This is a genomic window from Pseudonocardia sediminis, assembly GCF_004217185.1.
GTDB lineage: Bacteria > Actinomycetota > Actinomycetes > Mycobacteriales > Pseudonocardiaceae > Pseudonocardia > Pseudonocardia sediminis.
Window position 1 is genome coordinate 4,975,848 of sequence record NZ_SHKL01000001.1, and the last position, 22,124, is coordinate 4,997,971.

At 69.7% G+C, this 22,124-nt stretch carries 20 protein-coding genes and 1 pseudogene; 12 read left to right on the forward strand and 9 right to left on the reverse strand.

Annotated features, from left to right (window positions below; all coding sequences use genetic code 11):
- Positions 1-68 precede the first annotated feature (68 nt).
- The gene (locus tag EV383_RS23290) at positions 69-1,058 is read right to left on the reverse strand and encodes an alpha/beta fold hydrolase (protein ID WP_130291906.1); all 990 of its coding nucleotides are present in this window, start codon (positions 1,056-1,058) and stop codon (positions 69-71) included.
- 92 nt (positions 1,059-1,150) lie between these two features.
- A complete protein-coding gene (locus EV383_RS23295; RefSeq protein ID WP_242623264.1) occupies positions 1,151-1,882 on the reverse strand; it encodes a GAF and ANTAR domain-containing protein in 732 nt (243 codons plus the stop codon).
- Between the two features lie 292 nt (positions 1,883-2,174).
- Between EV383_RS23295 and EV383_RS23300 the strand changes: the two genes are divergently transcribed.
- From EV383_RS23300 to ppsA, 3 genes are all read left to right on the forward strand, one after another.
- On the forward strand, positions 2,175-3,473 hold the full coding sequence (locus tag EV383_RS23300; RefSeq protein WP_130291907.1) for a PP2C family protein-serine/threonine phosphatase: 1,299 nt from the start codon (positions 2,175-2,177) through the stop codon (positions 3,471-3,473).
- Between the two features lie 109 nt (positions 3,474-3,582).
- Positions 3,583-3,870, forward strand: coding sequence for a hypothetical protein (locus EV383_RS23305; protein WP_130291908.1), 288 nt, complete (start codon positions 3,583-3,585; stop codon positions 3,868-3,870).
- A gap of 94 nt (positions 3,871-3,964) precedes the next feature.
- Positions 3,965-6,349 (forward strand): phosphoenolpyruvate synthase, encoded by a 2,385-nt coding sequence (gene ppsA / locus EV383_RS23310; protein ID WP_130291909.1) that lies wholly within the window; start codon positions 3,965-3,967, stop codon positions 6,347-6,349.
- Positions 6,350-6,400: 51 nt separating this feature from the next.
- Here the strand turns inward: ppsA and EV383_RS23315 are convergent, their stop codons facing one another.
- A complete protein-coding gene (locus tag EV383_RS23315; RefSeq protein WP_130291910.1) occupies positions 6,401-7,903 on the reverse strand; it encodes a flavin-containing monooxygenase in 1,503 nt (500 codons plus the stop codon).
- 142 nt (positions 7,904-8,045) lie between these two features.
- On the opposite strand from EV383_RS23315, the gene EV383_RS23320 reads away from it, so the two are divergent.
- A complete protein-coding gene (locus tag EV383_RS23320) occupies positions 8,046-9,794 on the forward strand; it encodes a sigma-54-dependent Fis family transcriptional regulator (RefSeq protein ID WP_130291911.1) in 1,749 nt (582 codons plus the stop codon).
- Here EV383_RS23320 and EV383_RS23325 read toward each other — a convergent pair.
- Entirely contained in the window at positions 9,784-10,656 is an 873-nt protein-coding gene (locus EV383_RS23325; protein WP_130291912.1) for an alpha/beta fold hydrolase, read from the reverse strand. The genes EV383_RS23320 and EV383_RS23325 overlap by 11 nt on opposite strands.
- Before the next feature lie 81 nt (positions 10,657-10,737).
- Here EV383_RS23325 and EV383_RS23330 point away from each other — a divergent pair, with 81 nt between their 5' ends.
- The gene (locus tag EV383_RS23330; protein WP_130291913.1) at positions 10,738-11,268 is read left to right on the forward strand and encodes a CGNR zinc finger domain-containing protein; all 531 of its coding nucleotides are present in this window, start codon (positions 10,738-10,740) and stop codon (positions 11,266-11,268) included.
- A gap of 13 nt (positions 11,269-11,281) precedes the next feature.
- On the opposite strand, the gene EV383_RS23335 is transcribed toward EV383_RS23330, so the two are convergent.
- Positions 11,282-12,553, reverse strand: coding sequence for an MFS transporter (locus EV383_RS23335; protein WP_130291914.1), 1,272 nt, complete (start codon positions 12,551-12,553; stop codon positions 11,282-11,284).
- Positions 12,554-12,641: 88 nt separating this feature from the next.
- Between EV383_RS23335 and EV383_RS23340 the strand changes: the two genes are divergently transcribed.
- On the forward strand, positions 12,642-13,226 hold the full coding sequence (locus tag EV383_RS23340) for a TetR/AcrR family transcriptional regulator (RefSeq protein ID WP_130291915.1): 585 nt from the start codon (positions 12,642-12,644) through the stop codon (positions 13,224-13,226).
- A 241-nt stretch (positions 13,227-13,467) separates the two neighbouring features.
- Here the strand turns inward: EV383_RS23340 and EV383_RS23345 are convergent, their stop codons facing one another.
- Positions 13,468-13,776, reverse strand: a complete 309-nt coding sequence (locus EV383_RS23345) for a hypothetical protein (protein WP_130291916.1) — start codon at positions 13,774-13,776, stop codon at positions 13,468-13,470.
- A 425-nt stretch (positions 13,777-14,201) separates the two neighbouring features.
- Entirely contained in the window at positions 14,202-14,348 is a 147-nt protein-coding gene (locus tag EV383_RS31805; RefSeq protein ID WP_207223634.1) for a MerR family transcriptional regulator, read from the reverse strand.
- A 212-nt stretch (positions 14,349-14,560) separates the two neighbouring features.
- On the opposite strand from EV383_RS31805, the gene EV383_RS23355 reads away from it, so the two are divergent.
- The gene (locus EV383_RS23355) at positions 14,561-15,316 is read left to right on the forward strand and encodes an ANTAR domain-containing protein (protein ID WP_165438472.1); all 756 of its coding nucleotides are present in this window, start codon (positions 14,561-14,563) and stop codon (positions 15,314-15,316) included.
- A 32-nt stretch (positions 15,317-15,348) separates the two neighbouring features.
- Here EV383_RS23355 and EV383_RS23360 read toward each other — a convergent pair whose 3' ends face one another.
- Positions 15,349-16,122 carry a GAF and ANTAR domain-containing protein gene (locus EV383_RS23360; RefSeq protein ID WP_130291918.1) on the reverse strand — a complete coding sequence of 258 codons (774 nt, stop codon included), beginning with the start codon at positions 16,120-16,122 and terminating at the stop codon, positions 15,349-15,351.
- A 529-nt stretch (positions 16,123-16,651) separates the two neighbouring features.
- Here EV383_RS23360 and EV383_RS23365 point away from each other — a divergent pair.
- On the forward strand, positions 16,652-16,972 hold the full coding sequence (locus tag EV383_RS23365) for a hypothetical protein (RefSeq protein ID WP_130291919.1): 321 nt from the start codon (positions 16,652-16,654) through the stop codon (positions 16,970-16,972).
- Between the two features lie 11 nt (positions 16,973-16,983).
- On the opposite strand, the gene EV383_RS23370 is transcribed toward EV383_RS23365, so the two are convergent.
- On the reverse strand, positions 16,984-17,583 hold the full coding sequence (locus EV383_RS23370; RefSeq protein ID WP_130291920.1) for a hypothetical protein: 600 nt from the start codon (positions 17,581-17,583) through the stop codon (positions 16,984-16,986).
- A gap of 182 nt (positions 17,584-17,765) precedes the next feature.
- Here EV383_RS23370 and EV383_RS23375 point away from each other — a divergent pair, with 182 nt between their 5' ends.
- The 4 genes and pseudogenes from EV383_RS23375 to EV383_RS23390 all read left to right on the forward strand — a co-directional run bounded on the left by EV383_RS23375 (position 17,766) and on the right by EV383_RS23390 (position 22,124).
- Positions 17,766-18,437, forward strand: coding sequence for a hypothetical protein (locus EV383_RS23375; protein WP_130291921.1), 672 nt, complete (start codon positions 17,766-17,768; stop codon positions 18,435-18,437).
- A 12-nt stretch (positions 18,438-18,449) separates the two neighbouring features.
- Positions 18,450-18,881 (forward strand): annotated as a pseudogene (locus tag EV383_RS23380) (SNIPE associated domain-containing protein); the annotation flags it as partial.
- Between the two features lie 343 nt (positions 18,882-19,224).
- Positions 19,225-20,007 carry a hypothetical protein gene (locus EV383_RS23385; protein WP_165438473.1) on the forward strand — a complete coding sequence of 261 codons (783 nt, stop codon included), beginning with the start codon at positions 19,225-19,227 and terminating at the stop codon, positions 20,005-20,007.
- 215 nt (positions 20,008-20,222) lie between these two features.
- Positions 20,223-22,124 (forward strand): hypothetical protein, encoded by a 1,902-nt coding sequence (locus EV383_RS23390; RefSeq protein ID WP_130291924.1) that lies wholly within the window; start codon positions 20,223-20,225, stop codon positions 22,122-22,124.

Here is a 22,124-nt window from a genome sequence, read left to right on the forward strand (position 1 = left end):
CTCACGCCGGAGCACGACCGCCGCCGTCCGACCGGATCGACGGGCCCACGGTGATACCGGGCGCCCGGTCAGCCGGCGCGGCCGGAGGTGGTGGGGCCGCTGCTCCCGGCCTGCAGACGGCGGCGGAGCCACTCCCGTCCCGCGTGGGCGGGATCGCTGGTGCGGAGGAAGTCCGTGACGAGGGCCGCGAAGCGGCCCGGGTCGTCGGCGTGCGGGAAGTGCCCGGCGCCGTCGAAGACCTCGAGGCGGCTGCCCGGGATCAGCGCGTGGGCGGCGCGGGTGTGCCCCACCGGGATGACCGGGTCGGCGGTGCCGACCACGAGCAGGACCGGGACGCCGCCGAGCAGGTAGAACCGGCCCGTGCCCTCCAGGCGTTGTCCGGCCCCGTCGAGCGCGCCCCGGACGGTCTGCACGAACGCGACGCGGGCGCCGCGGTCGGCGAACGAGCCGAACGCGGCGGCCAGCCCGTCGACGTCGCCGCCGGACATCCCCGGGATCAGCGCGGGTCCGAGACGGGCCAGCCGGTAGGTCGCCCGGGCCATCCAGTGCGGCGTGAGCGCGGCGGCGACCCGCAGGGCGGTGGCGGCGCCGGGCAGGGTCGCGGCGCGCAGCGCGGGGGTGACCCCGGGGCCGAGCCCGCCGCTGGAGACCAGCACGACCCGCTCGACCATCTCCGGGAACTGGTAGGCGTACTGCATCACCACGCCCCCGCCGAACGAGTGCCCGACGACCGTGGCGCGGTCGAGGCCGAGCACCAGCAGCAGGTCACGGACCTGCGCGGCGTAGGCACCGAGGGCGTAGTCACCGCTGTCCGGCTTAGCCGACCGTCCGTGCCCGAGCAGGTCCGGGGCGATCACGTGGGCGTGCCGGCCCAGCTCGGGCAGGACCGCGGACCAGGTGTCGGCGCTGCTGGCCAGCCCGTGCAGCAGGACGACGACCGGCCCCCCGTGCTCGGCGCCGGCCTCCAGGAAGCTCGTCGTCTGCCCGTGCAGGGCGACCTCGCGACGCGTGACCGCCGGACGTCGATCGACCGCGACGACGGTGTGGGTGACGGTCATGGCGGGAGATCTCCTGTCCGGGGGACGTCGGTTCGTCGCGACCCGTGTACCGGAGGCCTTGAAAGGGGGTACCCGGCGGCGCGATCCGGTACTCATCGGTCCCGCCGCGGCACCTTCGGCCGGGCCAGCACGTCATCGGCGACCAGAGCGGTCTCCACCACCTCACCGGCGATCTCGGCGAGCCGCCGGTCGTGGTCGCGGGCGTACCGGCGCAGGCGGTCGAAGGCGGTGTCCATGCCGACGTCCCCCCGCTGGGCCAGCACCCCCTTGGCCTGCTCGATCAGCACGCGGTCGGCCAACGTGCCGTCGAGCTGCTCGGTGACGTCGTCCCCTCGGCGCACGGCCCGCTCGGTGAGGATCCCGATCGTGGCCATGTCGGCCAGGGCCTGCCCCAGGGCCCGGTCGGCGTCCGGCAGCGCTCCGGGGACGCGGTGGAACAGGCTCAGCGCACCGATCGTCCGCTCGCGCAGGCGCAGCGGCAGCGCGTGGACCGCGGCGTAGGTCCCGCCCCGAGCCAGCGCGGCGACGAACTGCGGCCAGCGGGCGGCGCCGTCGGCGAAAGCGGTGATGCTGACCGGGGCGCCGGAGCGGACGCACTCCACGCACGGCCCCTCCCCGGCCTCGGTCTGGAGCAGCTCCATCCAGCCGGTCTGCTCGTCCGTCGACGCCGCGACCCGGAGACGGTCGTCGCCGTCGAGGAGCAGGATCCCGGCCGCGTCGGCGCCCAGCAGCGTCACGCCGTGGGCCGCGAGCCGGCCGAGCAGGTCGATCACGTCGTAGTCGTCGACGAGGGTGTCCGCCAGCCCGACGAAGGCGGTGGTCAACGCCCGCTCCCGTGACTCGGACACCCCGGTCGCGACGGCCCCCGCCGTTCCGGCACCGATCACCACGTTCACCCGCCTCCGTACGACAACGATGTCGTCGCCGGAATCCGGGGCAACGCCGCAGACCCTACGTCCGGCGGTCCCACCGTGCAGTGGAGGCGCGCCCGATCGGGGGCGTCGCGACCGGCCTCGCGGCGACGCACGGTGACACCGGGAGCGCGCCGGGTCCACGATGCGGGGAGGATGAGCCGCGGACCCCGGCAGCGAACCCCACGACGGCAAGGCGGAGACGATGCGTGAGAGCGGGGTCCGGTCCGCCGACCGCGTGGCGGCGGTGCAGGGCACCAGGCTGATGGACACCGGGCCGGAGGAGGCGTTCAACCGCCTCACCCGCCTCGCCTCCGTCGTCCTGGGGACGCCGATGGTGGCGTTCACCGTCGTCGACGACGTGCGGTCCTTCCTCAAGGGCACGCCGGACCCGGCGGTGCTGGTCGGTGCGGACGGCACGTTCGAGACGCCGATCAAGGAGGCCGCCTGCCAGGTCGTGGTCGACACCGGCGAGGAGGTCTGCGTCGGCGACGTCGGCACCGACCCGCGGCTGCGCGACCTGCCCCAGATCCGGGCCTTCGGCGCCGCGTCGTGGATCGGCGTGCCGGTGCGCGACGAGCAGGGCCACGTGTTGGGCAACCTCTGCGCGATGGACTCCGTCGTCCGGGACTGGACCCACCAGCACCGCGAGGCCCTGCACAGCCTCGCCCTCGCCGCCGCGGCCGAGATCACCCTGCGCCGGGCGCTGCGCGACACGCAGGTCCACTCCCTGGTCGCCGCCCTGCAGGCCGACCGGTCCGCCGACCTGGCCCGGACCCTGCAGCAGAGCCTGGTCCCGGTCTCGCCGCCGCAGCAGCCCGGCGTCGAGATCGGTGCCCGGTTCGTCCCGGGCGGGACCGGCGTCGAGGTGATGGGCGACTTCTACGACGTCGTCCCCGCCGGTGACGGGTTCGGGATCGTCGTCGGCGACGTCTGCGGCAAGGGCGCCCCGGCCGCCCGCACCACCGCCATGGCCCGCTCCGCCGTCCGCACCGCCGCACACTCCGACGCCGACCCGGCCCACGTCCTGGGCACCGTCAACGAGGTCCTGCACGTCTGGTTCGCCGGCCGGACCAGCTTCGTCACCGCCGTCTACGCGACCTTCCTGCGGCCCGCCGACCCGGGTACCGGCCCGTGGCGGGTCACCGTGGCCTCCGCCGGCCACCCGCCGGCGTTCACCGTCGGCGGGCGGGGCGGGGTCGGGCAGCTCGGCGGCGGCGGCCGGGTCCTCGGTGTCGGCGCCGAGTCGATGATCACCACCGAGACGCTCGACCTGTACCCCGGCGACAGCCTCGTGCTCTACACCGACGGGGTCTGCGAGGCCCGCCCTCCCGGCAGCCACTCCCAGTTCGAGGAGACGGGCGCGGCGGACGCCCTCGCCCGCACCCGGCCCGGCGCCTCGGCCGCCGCGATCACCGACGCGCTCGTCGACGCCGCCGTCGCGCACTCCGGGGGCACCGTCGGGGACGACACCGGCGTCGTCGTCGTCCGGATCGCACCCTGACCGTCCGAACCGACCGTCCGAACCGACCGACCGAACCGACCGACCGGACCCGGCCCGGCACTCCGTTGACCCACAGACGACGGCAGGTGCGGCGGCTAGGGTCCCGGGCATGAGCACCAAGGCCGACAACCGGCTCGCCGAGTTCCTGCGCCGGGTCGTGGCCGGCGGCAACGACGCCGCGCCGGTGGACGTGATCTTCGGCAGCGACACGGAGAACGAGGTCCAGCGGTCGGCGGCGCGGAACTTCGCGTCCTCGGTCCGCGACATGGGCTACGTCGAGCCGGCCGGCGGGACCGGCGACGACCTGCAGCGGGTCCGGGTGACGGCGCAGGGCCGGGAGTGGCTCGGCGAGTACGACGCGCGGGAGCCGACGCTGCATCCCCGGTTCTCCTCCTAGACACCGGCCGTTTCCGGCCGCCCCTCCACGGGAAAGACATGATCGAGTCCCGGCGCCGGGAGCCCGGGACCTGGTGTCGTGGAGGTACGACGGCGTGACGCGCAACCTGGTGCAGTGGCTGGCCGATGTGGACATGGGCGACGTGTCCTCGGTCGGGGGCAAGAACGCCTCGCTCGGCGAGATGATCCGGAACCTGAACGCGCAGGGGGTGCGCGTGCCGGACGGCTTCGCCACGACGGCGGAGGCCTACACGGCGTTCCTCGAGGCGAACGACCTGGACCCGCGGATCCGGGAGCAGCTCAAGGGCTGGAGCTCCGGTGACCGCTCGCTGGAGCAGGCCGGATCGGCGATCCGCGCGATGTTCGCCGAGGCCGAGTTCTCCGACGAGCTCGCGACGCAGATCCGCGACGCCTACGCCGAGCTGGGCAGGCGCTACGACACGACCGACGTCGACGTGGCCGTGCGCAGCAGCGCCACCGCCGAGGACCTGCCGGACGCCAGCTTCGCCGGGCAGCAGGACACCTACCTCGACATCACCGGCGACGAGGACCTGCTGCGCGCCTGCCGCGACTGCTACGCCTCCCTGTTCACCGACCGCGCGATCAGCTACCGCGCCGAGCAGGGCTTCGACCACCACGACGTCGCGCTGTCGATCGGTGTGCAGAAGATGGTGCGCTCCGACACCGCCGGTGCCGGGGTGATGTTCACGATCGACACCGACTCCGGCTTCCCGCGCACGATGGTGCTCAACGCCGCGTGGGGTCTCGGCGAGAACGTCGTCGGCGGCGAGGTGACGCCGGACCAGTACACCGTCTTCAAGCCCTTCCTCGACGACGAGAGCCTGACGCCGATCATCGGCAAGGTCCTCGGCGCCAAGGAGAAGAAGCTGGTCTACGCCGACTCCGGCGACGACCCCACCGAGAACCTGGACACCACCGCCGAGGAGCGCGCCGCCTTCGTCCTGGACGACGCCGAGATTCTGCAGCTGGCCCGCTGGGGCGTGGTCATCGAGCAGCACTACGAGCGGCCGATGGACGTCGAGTGGGCGAAGGACGGGCGCAGCGGCGAGCTGTTCATCGTGCAGGCCCGCCCGGAGACCGTGCAGTCGCAGGCCGACGCCGCCACTCTCTCCTCGTACTCGCTGAAGGAGACCGGAGACCTGCTCGCATCCGGTCTCGCCGTCGGGCAGGCCATCGGCGCCGGGCCGGTGCAGGTCGTGCGGTCGGCCGACGACATCGAGACCTTCACCGACGGCGCCGTGCTGGTCACCGAGATGACCGACCCGGACTGGGTGCCGATCATGCGCCGCGCCGCGGCCATCGTCACCGACCGCGGCGGCCGGACCTCGCACGCGGCGATCGTCAGCCGCGAGCTGGGCGTGCCCGCGGTCGTCGGGACCGGCGACGGCACCTCGCGCCTCGACGACGGCCGCGACGTCACGGTGTCCTGCGTGGAGGGCGACGAGGGCCACGTCTACGACGGGATCCTCGAGTTCGAGCGCGAGGAGGTGGATCTCGGCGACGTTCCGGAGATCCGTACCCGGGTGATGATGAACATCGGGAACCCGTCAGCGGCCATGCGCTGGTGGCGCCTGCCCGCCCGCGGGATCGGACTGGCCCGGATGGAGTACCTGATCAACAACGTGATCAAGGCCCACCCGCTGGCGCTGCTGCACTTCGACGAGCTGACCGACGACGACGCGAAGCGCGAGATCGCCGAGCTCACCGCGGGCTACGACGACAAGGGCGCCTACTTCGTCGACCACCTCGCGCGCGGGCTGGCGACCGTCGCGGCGTCGCAGCACCCGGAGCCGGTCGTGGTGCGGCTCTCGGACTTCAAGACCAACGAGTACGCCGGCCTGATCGGCGGGACACAGTTCGAGCCGGAGGAGGAGAACCCGATGCTCGGCTGGCGCGGAGCGTCGCGCTACTACAGCGACGAGTACCGGGACGCCTTCGCGCTGGAGTGCCGGGCCCTGCGGCGGGTGCGCAGCGAGATGGGCTTCACCAACGTCATCGTCATGGTGCCGTTCTGCCGCACCCCCGACGAGGCGGACCGGGTCCTGGAGGAGATGGCCGGCAACGACCTGCGTCGCGGCGAGGACGACCTCAAGGTCTACGTGATGGCCGAGCTGCCGTCGAACATCCTGCAGGCCGACGAGTTCGCCGAGCGCTTCGACGGGTTCTCCATCGGCTCCAACGACCTCACCCAGCTCACCCTCGGCATCGGCCGCGACGACCCGCGCCTGACCGAGCAGTTCGACGAGCGCAACCCGTCGGTGCTGCGACTGGTCTCCGAGCTGATCGAGACCGCACACGCCGCCGGGAAGCCGGTGGGCATCTGCGGGCAGGGCCCCAGCGACCACCCCGACTTCGCCCAGTTCCTCGTCGAGAAGGGCATCGACACCATGTCGCTCAACCCCGACAGCGTGCTGGAGGTGGTCCGGCGGGTCGCCGAGACCGAGGCCGCGCAGGGCTGAGGACGAGCGGGCACCGGGGAGGACCGGCCGGTCCTCCCCGGTGGCTCGCGGTCAGCGGTACTGCAGCCCGTCGTCGAGGTCGGCCTCCGGGAGCACGACGCGGTCGTGGTCGTGCTCGTGCATGTGCGTCCACGGCTCGCGGTCGCCCTGCCGGAACATATTGTCCTGCGAGCGCTGGACGTACCCGGGGTTGAAGTTGTCCAGGTCGCTCCAGTCCAGCTTCGGCATGTCCTCGTCGCCGGGGCGCAGCTCCGGGACGACGGTGGTGGCGCCCCGCTCGGCCATCCGCTCGAAGACGCGGCCGACGACGTCGTTGATCAGGTCGACCCGCAGCGTCCAGCTGTGCCGGAAGTAGCCGAAGGCGTAGGCCATGTTCGGCACGCCGCTGATCATCATCCCGCGCCAGGTGACGCGGTCGGTGAAGTCGACCGCCTCGCCGTCGACCCGGAACGGGATGTCACCGAACACCGCCAGGTTGAACCCGGTCGCGGTGACGACGACGTCGGCCTCGAGCACCTCGCCCGAGGACACCTGCACGCCCTTCTCGGTGAACTCGGTGATCGTGTCGGTGACGACTTCGGCCTTGCCGGCGCGCATGGCGTCGAAGAAGTCGCCGTCGGGCACGAACGCGATCCGCTGCTGCCACGGCCGGTAGGTGGGGATGAAGTGCTTCTCGACGTCGGTGCCCTCGGGCAGGAGCGGCCGGATCGTCTCGACGAGGAACTCGTGCAGCTGGTCCGGGTCGTCGCGGCCGGTGGTGGCCAGCCAGTCGAGCTGCTGGACGTACTGGCGGCGGAGGATCTCGTGCGTCCAGTCCGGCGGCAGGTCCAGCGGCTCCAGCATCGTCGCGAGCTCGTGCGTGGTGGGCGCGGGGAACCAGTACGACGGCGAGCGCTGCAGCATCGTCACGTGCGCCGCGGTCGCGGCCAGCGCGGGGACCAGGGTCGCCGCGGTCGAGCCGGAGCCGATCACCACGACCCGCTTGCCGTCGTGGTCGAGGTCGGCGGGCCACTGCTGCGGGTGCACCACGGTGCCCTCGAACCGCTCCAGGCCGGGCCACTCCGGGGTGTAGGGCTCGTCGTGGTTGTAGTAGCCCTGGCACATCCACAGGAACGTCGCGGTGATCCGGAACCGCTCGTCGGTGTCGGTCCGGACGACGTCGGCGGTCCAGCGGGCGTCCTGCGACGACCACTCCAGCGCGGTGACGCGGTGGTGGTAGCGGATCCGGCCGGCGAGGTCGTCCTCGTCGATGACCTCGTCGAGGTATTCCAGGATCGCGTCGCCGGCGGCGATCGACGCCCCGCGCCACGGCTTGTGCCGGTAGCCGTAGGTGAACAGGTCGCTGTCCGAGCGCGCGCCCGGGAAGCGGTGGGTCCACCAGGTCCCGCCGCGGGCGTCCTGCGCCTCGAGGATCGCGAAGCTGCGGTCCGGGAACTGCGTCCGCAGCCGGTGCGCGGCGCCGATGCCGGACACCCCGGCCCCGATGATCAGGACGTCGAGGTGCTCGGTCTCGCTGCTGCGCCGGTCCTGCTCGGCCGCGGTGGCACTGCTCATGGACGTCTCCTGGGTGTCGACGGTGACGGGATCCACCGACGGTAGGCCCGATGGCCGTCACCGGACGTGTCCGAACTTCGGACGGTGCCGACGCTTGACCGGTGACGCATGATGTGAGGCAGGCGACAGGGAGGTGCCGTGCATGGGTGACGTCCTCGCGCGCCGCAGGCTCCTCACCTCCGCCCGCGAGCGGCTCCTGGACCGTCCCGACGCCGACCTGCCCGGCATCCCCGACCAGGTCGCCGCCTCCTGGCGCCGCAGCCTCGCCCACGGTGTCGACCCCGGCGCGGTCGTCAACCGGCACCACCCGGACCTCGACGTCGACTCCCGGCTGGTGCGGTGCGCCCGCCCGGTGATCGAGCAGGTGGCCGAGCAGATCGCGGGCGTCCCGGTGTGTCTCGTGCTCACCGACGCCCGGGCCCGCCTGCTCGTCCGGCTCGACACCACGCCGGAGATCGGGCGGGCCGCCGACGACAACCGGTTCGCCGAGGGGTTCGGCTACGACGAGGGCGCGGTCGGCACCAACGGCGTCGGCACCGTCCTGGAGGCCGGGCGGTCGGTGCACGTCGTGGGTGCCGAGCACTTCGTCGAACCGCTGCAGCCCTACGCCTGCGCCGGCGCGCCGGTGCGCGATCCGTTCACCGGACGGGTCGAGGGCGTGCTCGACGTCAGCTGCCGGGCCGAGCACTCGTCGCCGATCCTGCACTCGGTGGTCGTCTCGGCGGCGGCCCGGATTCAGGACGCGCTGCTGCACGACCGCGACACCGGTCAGCAGGCGGTGTTCGACCTCTACACCCGCGTCGACGCCCGCTCCCGGCGCGCGGTGCTCGCGGTGGGAGCGCGCTCGGTACTGGCGAACACCGCGCTCTGCACGCTGCTGGACCCGGGCGACCTCGCCGCGCTGCAGGAGCACGCGCGGTTCCGGATGCACCGCGGACCCGACGTCGACGACCGCCTGGACCTGCCCTCGGGCGTGCGGGTGCGGATGCGCGGCACCGCGGTCACCGTCGGTGCGAGCGTCGCCGGCCTGGTCGCGGAGGTCTCGGTGCTGCGGGAGGCCGACGGGATGACGGTGTCCCCGGGTCTCCCCCGGCTGCGGCCCGTGCCGGAGCCGGCGAGCACCAGCCCCGCCTGGCGCGTGGCGTGGACGGCGGCGGCCGAGGCGCTCCGGGCTCCGACGCCGCTGCTGGTCGTCGGCGAGGCCGGGAGCGGCCGGCGCCGGCTGCTCGCCGATCTGGACCGCGCCCTGCACGGCCCGGGACACGTCGTCGAGGTCGGGCCGGTCGAGGCCGGCGCGGACCCGGCGGCGCTGATCCGGCGCGGCGGGCCGTCGCCGCTGGTCGTCCTGACCGACGTCGACCGCTGGGACGACGTCGCGCCCGGCCTGCCCGGTGCACTGCGCGCCTCCGGGGCGCGGCTCGCGGCGACCGCCGTCGACGGGTCCCGGTGCGCGCCCGCGGTCGCCGAGGTGCTCGCCGGGTTCCGTCGCTCGGTGACGGTGCCGCCGCTGCGGAACCGGACCGGCGACGTCGCGTCGCTGGTCACCGACGTCCTGGCCGACCTGGCGCCCGGCCGGGACACGCGCCTGTCCGCCGACGCGCTGCGCGCGGTGACCCGCCACGGGTGGCCGGGCAACGTGGCGGAGCTGCGGGAGGCTCTGGGGGCGGCGCTGCGCCGTCGTCCGGTGGGGATGCTGGAGGTCGGTGACCTGCCCGCGTCCTGCCAGAGTGCGCCGCGCGGCACGCTGCGCCCCGTCGACGAGGCCGAGCGCGATGCGATCGTGGCGGCCCTGCGGGCGTCCGGCGGCAACCGGGCGGCCGCGGCCGCCGCGCTCGGCGTGGCCCGCTCGACGCTCTACCGCAAGATCGCGCAGTACGGCATCACCGTCTGAGGCGACCGACGTGGCGGTCCAGGAACTCCAGCATCGGCCCGGCGACCTCGGCCGGCGCGCTCTCGAGCAGGAAGTGCCCCCCGTCGACGAGACGGACGTCGGCGCCGGCGACATCGCCCAGCGCGGTCGCACCGGCCGGCCCGAAGATCTCGTCGTTGCGGCCCCACACCGCGAGCACCGGGATCTGCTCGGCGCACAGCCGCTCGTGCAGAGCCGGGTACAGCGCCACGTTCGTCACGTAGTCGGCGAAGAGCGCGAGCTGGACGCGGTCGTTACCCGGACGCGCGAGCAGCGCGGCGTCGTGGTGCCAGGTGTCGGGGCTGACCACGCTCGGGTCGGGCACGCCGTGGGTGTACTGCCAGCGGATCGCCTCGATCCCCAGCGCCGGGCGTAGCGCCTGCTCGTTCTCCGGGGTGGTCTCGCGCGCGTAGGCCCAGATCGGCTCCCAGAAGTCGGTGACGAACCCGGCCTCGTGCCCGTTGCCGTTCTGCGAGATCACCGCGGTGACGGCGCCGGGGCGGCCCAGCAGCAGCCGCCAGCCGATCGGCGCGCCGTAGTCCTGGACGTAGATCGCGAAGCGGCGCACGCCGAGTGCGTCGAGCAGCTGCCCGGTCAGGTCGGCCACGGCGTCGAAGGTGTAGGTGAACTCCTCCACCGGTGGCGCGTCGGAGAGCCCGAAGCCGAGCATGTCGGGGGCGATCACGCGGTAGCGGTCGGCCAGGAGCGGGATCAGCTCCCGGAACATGAACGAGCTCGTCGGATACCCGTGCAGGAGCACGACGACGGGCGCGTCGACCGGTCCCGCCTCCCGGTAGAACAACGTCCTGCCGCCGACCTCGGCGTAGCGGTGGTGCGTCACCATGACCTAACCCCTTTCAGCGTTGATGAGGGTTAGCCTGATCAGACTTTGCTAACCTGTCAAGCGAGCTGAAGGGGTTAGCCGATGGCGACGCACGTACCGGACGAGGAGCTGCTGCTCGCCCTGCTCAACAGCACACCCGTGATCGACGGCCACCCCGAGGACCGGCTCGCCGATCCCGCCGGTTCGGCGTCGTACCTCCGCAGCGCCGGTGCCGAGATCGACATGGACCTCGACACCGACGAGCACGCCGTCCTGCTCCGGGCCCGCGAGCTGCTGCAATCGGTCGTCGACGGCGCGCACGCCCCGGCCGTCCTCGCGCCGCTCCTGACCGGGGTCGGCAGCACCCCGCACGTCACCGGTGAGGGGATCGCGTGGTCTCTCACGACCCCCGACGGAACGCGCACCGCGGTCCGGGCCGTCCTGGCCTGGGACCGGCTGGCCCGCGACCTGCCCGGGCGACTGCGCCCGTGCGCGAACAGCGACTGCCGCCTGTACTTCGTCGACCGATCCCGGCCGGGGACCGGGCGCTGGTGCTCGATGGCCGTGTGCGGCAACCGCATGAAGGCGCGGCGACACCACATCCGCACGTCCGGCTCGCGCACCGACGGCTGACCCTGCCGGGAGGTCATCGGTGCGCCCTGCGGGGCCGCACCGCCGCCCCGAGCACGAGCAGGAGAGCGGCCCCGACGAACGCGCCGCGGGTGGTGACGGCGTCGGCCAGTACTCCGAGCAGCGGCGCGCCGAGGGCCTGTCCCGCGGCGAGCAGGAGGAAGGCCGCCCCGACACCGACCACGGGACGGTCGGCGTGGACACGGGTGCCCCACAGCAGCAGCAGCCCGGTCAGCGCGATGTACACGGCACCGAACGCCGCAGCCGCCGCGACGGCCACCACCGGATCCCCGGGGGCCAGCGCGAGACCCGTCGTCGCGACGGCGAGGAGCAGCATCAGCAGGATCCAGGACACGGAGTGCCCGATCCGGTCGGTCAGGTCGCCGGCGAACGCCCCGAGGAGTCCTGCACCGCCGAGCGCGATCCACATGACGGTCCCGGTGAGCTCGCTCGCCCCGGCGGTGGCGACCAGGTCCCGGCCGAACGTCCACACCGCCGCGCTGCCCATGCCCATGACCGCGGCGGCCAGGACCAGGCGCGCGCTCCCCGGAGGCGCCCAGCGCCGGACACCGCCCGCCGTCGTCCCGGTGGACGGCCCTGCGGTGAACGACGCTGCGGGGGACGCCGTTGCGGGGGACGACGCTGCGGGGCGAGTCCGCGGGACGCCGCCGGGGACCGTGACCCGGCTCCAGACCGTCACCGCGAGCGCCGCGGCGGCGAACGCCGCCCACGCCCAGCGCCAGTGGCCGGCCAGGATCAGCGCGACCGGTCCCGAGATCAGTACGCCGAGACCCGTGCCCGCGTTGACGACCGACTGCACGCGCGGCTGCAGGCCCGGCCGCACCGCCTGTGCGACGGCCTGGGCCAGCGGCGGCGACGCCAGTCCGGTGCTCGACCCGGCGAGCACGACACCGCAGGCCAGGACCAGGGCGCCGGGTGCGACGGCGATCATCGCGGTGCCGGCGGTGGCGCAGGCACCGGCGAGGACCGCGACGACCCGAGGTCCCCACCGGGCCGTCGCCACGGTCGCGACGACGATGGCGACGCAGTAGCCGACGTAGCTGCCCGAGGCCACCGCCCCGGCCGTCGCGGCGTCGAGTCCGAACTCGGCCCGGAACGTCGGCACGAACAGGCCGTAGGCGAAGCGCGCCAGGCCGTAGCAGACCGCGATCAGCGCGACCCCGACCGACGCCAGGCCCACGACGGCGCGCAACGGATCGGGCCCCTCGGACCGGACGTCGGCGTGACGACCCAGGCCTCCGGTCACCGTCGACAGTCGCTCGTTCATGGAACCCCATCCCGTAAAAGTAAACCGATCGGTATATCTCCCGGCAGACCGTAGCAGAGATACCCCCACCGGTCGGTATAGTCACGGCATGCAGGATGGGGAACAGCCGCTGACGCGGGCCGGACGACGGGTCCTCAACGCGGCGAGCGGGTTGTTCTACGAGAGCGGGATCAACCCGGTCGGGGTGGCCTCGATCGCCGAGACGGCGGGCGTCACGAAGAAGACGCTCTACGACTGCTTCGGCTCGAAGGACGCCCTGGTCGTCCAGTACCTGCGCAGTCGTCATCGGCGCTGGTGGGAGCACCTCGAACAGCGTCTCGCCGAGACACGGGAACCGCGGCCGCTGGCCCTGTTCGACGCCTACTTCGACCATCCCGAGCTCGACAGCAGCCGGGGGTGCGCGTTCCTGAACGCCGCCGCCGAGCTGGCTGCCGACCATCCCGCGCTCGCGATCGTCCGCGAGCACAAGCGAGCGGTCCGTGGGCGTCTGGGGGAACTGGTCGGCGAGGCCTGCCCCGGCGCGGCCACCGGAGAGGCGGACGATCTGAGCGAGACGCTCTTCCTCCTCATGGAGGGCGCCACGGCCCAGCTCCGGCTCGGCGATCCCGGCCACGTCCGGGCGGCACGCCGTCTCGCGGCGGAGCAGCTGGGCCGGCTCGCCGCGACACCCTGAGCCCCGCCGCGGGACGCATCGAGCGCGGGCGCACACCGCGACGTCGTCACCGCATCAGACGGAGCCGTCTCGGCCCGGACCCGGACGGTGGTACCGGGACCTCACCGCCGGGCGGCTGCGACCGGGCAACGCCGATGTCTTCGGACACGCCTGTCCCGGCCCGTCGGGCGCGTCCTCCGGAGACGGCGCGACGTCGAGCCGGGGCCGCCGGGTGTCTCGGGCCACGACGCGACCTGCCCGGTCACGACGGGAGCTGCCGGGACGGCGTCCGGGTGCGCACCGGCTCGGGACGGGGCGACCGACCCGCTCCGACCCCGATGTCCACACCCGGCAGGAGGTGCGGACGAAACCCCCGAACCGTCAGCAGGCCGTGGCGTCGCGCCAGCCGCCTCTGGGTTCGACCCAGCAGATCGAGCAGGCCCGGGACGGAACGGGTGACCGCCGAGACGTCGATGGCCAGGAAACGCTGTCGTGCGGAGAATGCGTCCTTGATATGGGCCGCGAGCCGGTCGAGCATCTCCGCGTCGAGATCTCCGTGGACCTCGATCACGACCTGATCGGGCCCGTCGGACAGTGAGCCGATGAATCTCGGCACCTCGCGCCGGTCCGCGACGAAATGACGTTGTGCCACCGCAGATCACTCCCCGGTCCGAACCCGATCACGGGTCGGCCGCCGGGGTCCGGGGCGCCGAACAGATGTCGTGCGGAACGTAGCGCACATCGGCTGTGCGGACATGCGCGAGCAGGGACAGCTAGCCGCACCGGAGCGGCTCGGGTGCCGGATGGCCCACGGTCACTGCGCGGCCGGCCGATGCGCGAGACCGGAATCGTCGATGACGGCTTGCTGCGCCCGGGCCGAAGATCCGCTCGGTGACCAGCAGGCTGCCCTGCACAGCGGTCCGTTGCCGCCGCAGATCCGCTTGCCGGGCGACGAGGGTTCTCTTCAACCGCTCCAGGATGTCCGCGACATCGTGGTCACCGTCGGCGCCCGTAGCGGCGGCGGTCGTCACCGCCCCGCTCGGGCTCGGGGAGCAGGCCGATCTCGTGGTGGTGGCGGATCGCCCGTGGTGTGGTGCCGACGAACGATGCCGCCCAGGCCGAGGCCGAGCGGCCCGGGACCACGCGACAGACGCGGCCGGCAGCGCGAGTTCGTCGGGCATGCCATCATCGGTTCACAGCGCGGACCTCGGCGTAGCAAACGCTCCGGACGTGTCGATCAGACTCGTGGCCAGGAGCGGCTGTGCACGCCCGATCATCATGCTCAGCTCGTGCGGGTCCCCGCCCGGAACCAGCATGACGCGCACCCGCCCCGCCACGGTCGAGCAGGGCAACAGATGGCGACACCCCACGACCCGTCCCCCGACAGGTCGGCAGTTCTGACCGAAGCGTTCATCCGACTCACCGACGTCCTCGCCCCCGGCTACGACGCCGCGACAGCACCCGACCACCTCGCCCGGAGCTGCCGCGAGCTGCTCCTGGCCGATGCGGTCGGTGTCCTCCTCGCCGGGACCGACGGTCACCTCGCGGTCGCCGCCGCGTCACCGGAGACCCCACCGACCACCGCGATGTTCGGGCTCGACCGCACCACCGGACCCGGTCACCGGGCGTTCGTCACCGGCCGCCCCGTCACCGTCGCGGCCCTCGAAGGACCCACCCCGTGGCCACAGTTCTGCGCGGCTGCGCAGCGCAACGGGTACCGGACCGCGTACTCGTCACCCCTACGGCAGCGAACCGACCGCATCGGGGCGCTGACCCTCCTGAGCGCCGGACCGGTCCCGATCTCCGACACGGACGTCACACTCGTCCGCGCGCTGACCACCATGGCGACGATCGGCATTCTCACCGCACGCGCCTACCGCACACAGACCGATCTCTCCGAACAGCTCCAATCGGCGCTGAGCAGCCGGATCGCGATCGAACAGGCCAAGGGCCTCGTCGCCGCACACAACTCCGGTGACCTCGAGGCCGCGTTCGTTGCCATCCGAACGACCGCGCGCAACAACAGCGTCCGGCTTCGCGACGTCGCCGACGCGATCATCAACGGGGAGCTCTCCGCCCGGGAGATGGTCCGCCGCGAACCGGAACACTGATCGACGGCAGGTGGTGACGGCGAGACCGGGCCCTAGCGTTTCGGGGTCGGGCCCGGTCTGATGTCGATGCTCGGTCGCCCCGTCCGCGCGGCCGGTGGTCGTCCCACATCGGTCGTGAGCCATCTGGCCACGTTGACCAGCCGGACGTTGGTCGCCTGCGACGAGCTCACCAGCATCTGGAACGCCTGCTCGGCGTCGACGGTGTAGCGCTCCATCAGGATGCCCTTGGCCTGCCCGATGACGTCGCGGTTGTCGACGGCCTGGGTCAGGTGCTCGGCATGAGCGGCGCCGTAGAGCAGCAGGCCGGCCTGGGCGGCGAACAGCCCCGCCAGCGTCCGCGCGGCCTCGCTGAAGGTGCCCGCCCGGCGCGAGTAGAGGTTCAGCGCGGACCGGGTGCGGCCGTCGAACGACAGCTGGGTCGACATCATCGACAGGTAGCCGGACTCCACGGCATGCGGCGCGAACCTCGGCCAGCGGGCCGCGTCCGGATCGTTCGACAGATCCTCGGCGATGACCACCCCGTCGTCGGGCGGCTCCTCCGAGGCGGTGATGCACGGCCCCTCGTGCAGCTCGGCCTGCCTCTGATCGAGGTGCAGGACGTCGTCACCGGAGGGGCTGCGTGACTCGATCCGGCCGTCGGTGGTCGTGGAGATCCCACCGGCAGCGGCGCCGGGGACCGTCTCCACCGCGGCGAGGACGATCTGACCCAGAGCGTGCTCCATGTCATCGATGCTGCGCCGCTCGATCAGGCTCTTCGCGGCGCTCTGCAGCGCCGAGACCAGCTCGGCATCGTGCCCAGAGGACATGGCGGCACCCCGTTCTCGGAAAGACTCACGACAGACACGTCGTGTGCGCACGGTGCGCTGACTATCAGGGCCACACAGGGATTTGCCGACACACCTCGGGGCTGGGAGATGCACGGCCGACGGCCGAAGCACGGCCCGTCGAGTCGATGGCGCCGGAGGACGGTCCGGTCGCCAGGAAGATGCGGTGCTGAATCGGACACTACGCGCGTCGTGTGCCGCGCCGCCCGCCGGTACCGCGGTGAGGCCGTCGACGGACTCACCGCCACAGGATCGGCGCAAGATCGCATCCGCCCTGGTCGGGCAGTGGAGCGGGCGACGGGAATCGAACCCGCGTAGCCTAATTTGGAAGGAAGTTCGCGGCCCTCACCCAAGGCCGCTACCTGCGACAACAGTCGCCGAGAACGGTGCCGAGGGTGCTTCGGCCACGTCGGTCTCCGGGAGTTCGTGTCGTTTTCCGTGTCACGGCATGTCTCACCGATCATGTCGCCGAACACCCGTCCGCCCCGTCGCTGGCTAAAGTCCTCCAACGATGAGCGATGCACTCGACGAGGCCTGGCAATCGTACCGACGCGCTTGCGATCGTGTCGATCTGCTCCGCTGGGACTCGGCTTTCGACGCCGGCTCCGACCTCCAGCGCCGCCTGCGCGTCGGCGAACAGCTGGTCGAATTCCGGAAAGCCACGATCAGCACGTCCAACCGGCTGATCGAGCTCGCGGGGCTTCAGCCGAACATGGATGCAAGCTGGCTCGACGAGCTACGCGCCCACCACCGCGACTTGAAACAAGGGCTCGCCGACGATCAGCGCCTGGTCGACGAGACGAATCGACGCCTGCGCTCACACCGCACCTGACGACACTGTCCCTATTCGGAGCGGAGCCGTCGCGGGCCGAAAGACTGGCGGGTACTGAACCTCAACTCGTTGCCCGCCGTCGGCACCGACGGTGACCGCCCGGCCTGAGGATCTCCCTGACGTCGGCGTCCCGGCCGTGCGTCCCAGGCGCGCTCCTGATCCACGAGATCCTGCATGGTGCGGCCATGATCAGGCACCGGTCGGCCGGTGCGCTCCAGCTCGGCGAACTGACGCGCGAACTCGTCGATCGCAACGAGCCGTTCCGCCATTGCCTGCTCGACTCGTCCACGGTCACCGGGCCGAGTCACCGGCACCGCGGCAAGGGTCATTACGAGATCGCGGTGTACCGGGTCGGCGGCGGCGAGCGCCTGCTGGTGGTACCGAACCTGCGCCTGCTTGAGCTCCTCTTGATGGGCACGCTCAGCCGCCTCGGCCTTCAGCGCAGCCTCCGCGTCCCGTTTGGCTCGCTCCTCGTTCCCGGCGCCGACCCAACAACACACCGCCACGACCAGGATGAGCGGGACGGCGATATACCAGTACTTGATGAAGACGCCGACGACCAGCGCGAAGCCGATCACTCCCAGACAGCCGCCGCGCATCAGGTCCTCCACAGGTTGTCAGAGCCGCACCTACGCCCTTCCATCGTGCTGATGCGCGCGGCGTTAGCCCAGGCGGCCGTCGAGGGTGACGGATCCACAGAACTGAGGAGCGACGTCTCCGCTTGCTCTCGCGACGCCGTATCGCGAACCTAGATGTTGAACGACAACGATCGACGAGAACGCCAGGAGCCGAGATGGGCCGTCCCGACCAGCAGCCGCCGCATCGCCCCGAAGAGCCCCGATCGGTCGCCCTGCTCGGGGCCCGGCGAGCGTTGCGCGAAGCGGAGGGCGAGAACGTCGGGCTTCGGGAACGAGTGGCCGAACTCGAGTCCCTGCTCCGATCGAACGATCAGCGCGCGCATAGGGAGACGGGGGCCCTTCGTCACCAGGTGGGTCAGCTCCGTCAGGAGAATCTGGGGCTACGGAACCGGGATGCGCTCGCGTACGAGCAGGAGACGGAGAAGGCGGCCGCCCAGCTGGCGCAGGTCCGCACGACCCTTGCCGGCGCCACGGAGTCCGTGCGGACCGAACACCTGCGGGCCCGTGACGTTGCGGAGCGGAGCCGGTCCGTGCTTGCCGAGGCCGTCTCCGTCGCTGACCGGATCGTGACGGCGGCGCGCGCGAACGCGATCGAGCGGGAGCGCACTGTCGACGTCGAGCTCGTGGAGCGTCGGGCCAGGATCGCCGATCTGGATAAGCAGATCGTCGTCACAGAGGACCTGGCAATGCTGCAGGAGGCCGGCATCTACGAGTTCCGGCACCGGCTCGAGGACGCCGTCGCCTACAAGTCGCGTCTGGAACAGCTGAAGGACAGATACAAGTCCCTACAGCGCAAAGAGGAGGCCGTGCTGGCCGCGTCCGGCTGAACCGTCAACGGGTCGGCGTCGGAAGGCAAGCGGATGCTGCGCGACTACACCAAGCTCATGCTGCGCGCCTACAACGCCGAGGCCGACAACTGTGTCTGCACTATGCGCCCGCACCGTCTGACCGCTTCGATCGACCGGCTCACCAAAGCTCACGACACCATCGCGAAGCTGGGAAGCACGATGCAGATTCGAGTGAGCGAGTCCTATCACCGAGCGCGGATCGAGGAACTCGAACTCACCGCCGATTATCTCGTGCAGCAGGAACAAGAGAAGGAGCGAGTCCGAGCCGAACGGGAACGCCAGCGCGACGAAGACGCCGCCCGCAAGGAATTCGAGCGCGAGAAGGCTCGGCTATTGAAGGAGCAGAATCACTGGAAGCTTGTGCAGGAGAAGTGGCGCGCCCAGGGTGCGAGACCAAGGTCGCCGAGGCAGACGCCAAACTAGACCAGCTAGGGTGATGGCGGTCTCGCGAGTCGGCGTCCAGTAGAACAGTCAGGATCTCGCGCATGCGAGCAGCCTACTCATCGCGACCCAGACACCGTAGCTCGGACATTCGGCCGTTCTCTTGAATGCGGCGCGCCGATCTAGGCGTCCAGTCAATGCCGTAATTGAGTCGATAGACCCTGAGGCCGGACACTGACAGGAGAACCTCGGACCCGACAAGCCCTCAGGCCGGGGCGATATCGTCGTCACCGCGTAACGCGACGTACGTGGAGAGCGAGACCAAGACGGATCGCTTCCAGGGCAGCCATCGTGGTTGGCCTGCGACCAGGCTCCGGAGGAAACTGTGCCCTTCTTTCGTCGTAAAACTAAGAGTCCCGAGGCGGCTGAGCTGAGTAAGCCTGCGCCCATCAAGCTGCCGGTCGATTCAAATTCTGCCGCAATGAACACCCTCGCGAAAGAGTTGAACGAGCTTCTGCCTGACTCTACGATAAGCGGGCTTGCAGCGCGAACCCCATCTCGAGCAACCAGCGTTTCCGACGGTTACGAGCACGAGCGAGGACTCAAGGCCCTCGACTGGTTAACTCGAACGTGGTTTACTACCTGGTGCCGCATTATTCCGGAGTCTGGCGACACACTCGCCTCCAAGCTTCGTAGTCTTCCACCTATCCGAGACCGTGGCACAGCGTTAGCGGTCGGCAACTTCGTAGGTTTAATGTCCGACACGCCCGAAGAGAACACTAAGTTCATCGAAGCAAATTACGACCGAGATAAACTTTACGAAAGAATAGCGCTCGCTGCGGCAGAGAAGGCCTCTTCGGAAGCGTATCTAAAATCCGTTGGCCCCGCGATTGCCGATATTGCCGCGTCGCACGCAATCGACGAGTTTCGCGCAGCCCGAGCAGACGTTGCGTTAGCGGCGATCTCATCTCTCGCCTTTAGTCATAGCCTCGACGAAGTCTGGCCTTTTATTGTTAACCACGCTAACCTTCCTGGCGACACCGACGCCAAGACCAAGTCCATTCAGAGCCTCGCGCCACATGCAGCACGCCAGCCCTTTACGCAGATCGTAAGCACGCTGCAGACTTCAAGCACTGAGCTATACGCTGACCTTATTGGGATGGAATAGGTACGAGTCAAGGCAACCAGGTGCCCCAGCAACAGCCACGTGACCCCGACCTCCTACTACGGGATATCGTAACGCGTCGTGTTCAGCTTGACCTTAGACGACAAGAACAAGAGGACCTTCTTCAGGAACTAGAAGAAGTAGAGAGCAATATCCTCACTGAAATCGAGAGCTGCGACATCTCCCATCGATCGATCGATCGAATTCGATCCCTAGGAGTGTCCGTCGAGGACTTTGACGACGTGCTCAAAGCGGAAATTCGAGATGGACAGTGGAGCTACGTCAAGGCAAGACGTCCTGCAGCACCCTCAGCGCACCTTCAGCTCGCCGTAGATAAACTTCGTCACGCCTGGATCCGCTCTATCGAACGGGAGCGCTTGAAGACTTTCGCACTCGCGAAAGAAGCACAGGCGCTAGCTGAGGACCTGCAGAGTACGCTTCAGTGTTGGAACTCTGACTGCTCGTGTCGCACCTTCAACGACGTCGAACAGGGAGGCGTAGATCAAACCAGCGCCAACCAAGGGTGGCTGTGCAACTTCCAACCACGCTTCCTTATGGAGATCCAGCCTCTAGATGAGGTCGACTTCGTATTGCCATGGCAAGAATCGACTAACCCTAACGTTATCCTACTACCGGAGGCATCAGGATTCTCAATAGATTGGGCCATCGATGCCGCGCGGGGACTGTTGCTTGATGCAATCGCTCAGTCGCCTCCGGATCTACTTCTCATCAATTGGATTGACACTACGGCAGTATTCGAGAACCTGGCAGGGTTCTCGGAGTTCGCACGTAAAGCACCCGCCTTCTTTCGATACCAAGCCATGCACACAACCGCAGAGATGAAGAGAGTCCTCGACGCTATATGGTTAGAAGTCGAAGATGTCTACGATTCATGTATTAGCCATAATTTCAGAGATCTAGCAGACCACAATAAATTCGCGACAAACGCCGAGGCCTATCGAGTACTGATTGTAACTGGATTCCCGCAGAGATTTGATAAGCGCTCGGCTGAGATTCTTGCTCGGCTTTCGCGTCATGGTCGACGAGCCGGCCTCTCACTCATCCTGGTCGCCGACCCAGTCGTCGCAAACTCGCTTGCATCGATCAACAGGCTCGGACACATCCATGAACTTCAAGATATTCCAGTCTCGATAGATTCGCTCCCATCATGGTGGGGCCCTGACACCCTACCTTCCGGACGATTGATTATCGGCGCCAACAATCGTTCGTATACGCCGACACTTGTGGCGCAGGGCGATGTTACTTACCTCACCATCTGTCGCTTAAAACATCCGGATGACGACGATATTCGTCGAGTTTCTCAGAACTATCTTGACCAGTGCGGCTTGCCCACCCAAATGGGAGTATCGCCGCGCACGTTGGCGAAACTTCGAGAAGATCCAGTCGCACGTCGTTCCAGTCTGTTGCGCGCGATGCTGCACTGGCTTCGGCATGAGACCATGTACGGCGGCCGACCGTGCGACTGGGAGGGCTTTATCGGCGCCAGGCATAGCCACTTAGGTGGCCAGAGCTACAGCCGCGGCGAAATTCTGCATGGTGCCGAGTACTTATACGATAAGGACTTTATTGAGGCAGCCCCAGAAAGCAATGATCTTCCGGCTGGCACAAGTTGGCCGAGAATTAGCTCCAAAGGAGTCGACATGGTTGACGGCGGTAGCGTGCAAGACCGGGATGATTTCTCGACTGCGTCTCGACGAGTCAAGAACGAGACCAACTTTAGCGGCCCAGTGATCATGGGAGATTCGCACAACAGCCACTTCGCGTGGAGTCAATCGGGTTCCGTGTCGCAAGCAAATCCGACCTCGAGCCAAGTCGCGCCCGGATTCGAAGAAGTCGCTAACGCGGTCAATCAGACTCTCGCGAACCTCAGCCAGATCGGTCTCGCGCCTGACGATGCGAACGACGCCGAGGCGAGCGCTCATGAGATCCTGGTTGAAGTCGAAAAAGAAGCTCCCGACCGAGGAAGAATCCGCCGAGCTCTCGCGGCGTTAAGAGGTCTCATCATGCCCATCGCGAACCAGGCAGCTCTTGGCGCCGGCGAAGGCGCCCACGATGCAGCCAAGGCCGCGTTAGATCACCTTCAGGGCCTGGTCTTTTAG